The 1,424-nt window shown below is 61.8% G+C and carries 1 protein-coding gene and 1 pseudogene; both read left to right on the top strand.

Annotation, left to right across the window (positions count from 1 at the left end):
* Window positions 1–61: 61 nt before the first annotated feature.
* A pseudogene (locus ACWEH3_RS36065) lies at window positions 62–406 on the top strand (helix-turn-helix domain-containing protein); the annotation flags it as partial.
* A complete protein-coding gene (locus ACWEH3_RS36060) occupies window positions 319–1,398 on the top strand; it encodes an IS3 family transposase (protein ID WP_450026609.1) in 1,080 nt (359 codons plus the stop codon). The pseudogene ACWEH3_RS36065 and the gene ACWEH3_RS36060, both read left to right, overlap by 88 nt.
* The last annotated feature ends 26 nt before the right edge of the window (window positions 1,399–1,424 follow it).

Raw genomic sequence — 1,424 nt, 5'->3', positions numbered from 1 at the left:
TGGAGTGGTCCCCAGAAGTTGGACACCGTAAGTAAGTGTCCATCTTCAGGAGAGCAGGCCGATGTACTCGGGAAGCACGTTGAGTCAGGCCGACGCCGTCTCGGCCGTCGAACTGTTTGAACAAGGCTTCACCGCGAAGTCCGCGTCCTTGTCGCTTGACCTGGCCACAAACCCCGTTCAAATGCTGTACCAGCGATGGCAACTGAGAGGACGGGACGCGCTGGTGACGAGGGAACGCAGGCAGTACGACTTCGGGACCAAGCTCGAGATCGTGCTCCGTCATGTTGCGGGCGAGTCGGGACGGGCTCTCGCCGAGGAATACGGGCTCCCCTCGCCCAGCACCGTCGCCAACTGGACGACTACCTATCGACGCGAGGGCGAAGACGGGCTGCGACCCAAGAGACGCGGCCGGCCCCCGACCGATCGCGGAACCCCTGCACCGCAGAACGAGATCGAGACGCTGCGCAAAGAGAACGAGCGGTTGCGCGCAGAGGTCGCTTACCTGGGAAAATTGCGGGCCTTGAAGTCACAGGAACGACGCTGAAGGTTCAAGCCGTCGAAGACCTCAAGGCGCAGTACCCGCTGTCGCTCTTGCTGCAGATCGCGCACCTTCCCCGGTCAACGTTCTACGACCACCGGAACAGAATCGCCCGCGCGGATCGGCATGCTGAGCTGAAAGAAGCCATCGGTCAAGCCTTTGAAGAGGCAAGACGCGCATACGGGCACCGCCGCATCCTGGCGATCCTGCTGCGTCGCGGATGGCGGGTCTCGAAGAAGACCGTTCTGAAACTGATGCGCACGCTCGGCCTGCAATGCCCGGTGCGCCGTCGGCGGAGATACAACTCCTTCCGGGGCGAGGTTGGCCAGGCGGCCGACAACGTGCTGAACCGCCAGTTCACCGCAGCGGCCAAGCACACCAAGTGGGTCACCGACGTAACCGAGTTCGCGATCGGGACCTCCAAGGTGTATGTCTCGCCGGTCCTCGACCTCTATAACAACCGGGTCATCTCTGCCGCGGCCGGGCCATCACCGAGCGTGAAGATGGTCACCGATGGCCTGCGCACCGCGATCGACAGCCTGCAGTCAGGTGAGAAACCGCTGGTTCACTCTGATCAAGGATTTCAGTACCGCCACCCCCTCTGGCAGGACGTGCTCCGCGAGGCCGGCCTCACGCAATCCATGTCCAGAAAGGGCACGTGCCTCGACAACGCCGTCATGGAAGGATTCTTCAGCCATCTCAAAGAGGAATGGTTCCGAATCCAGCAGCCCGCGACCATTGACGAGTTCCACGCCGGACTGACCGACTACCTGCAGTGGTGGAACACGACCCGCATCCAACAACGGCTCGGCTACCTCAGCCCCGACGAGTATCTCGCCCAAACCTCTACTGCCGCATAAGGTTTAATTCCAAGGTCCAACTTTCG

The organism is Nocardia sp. NPDC004718 (assembly GCF_053601535.1).
Note: the sequence above shows the minus strand (reverse complement) of the source record. Positions and strands in the feature narration are given on the sequence as shown.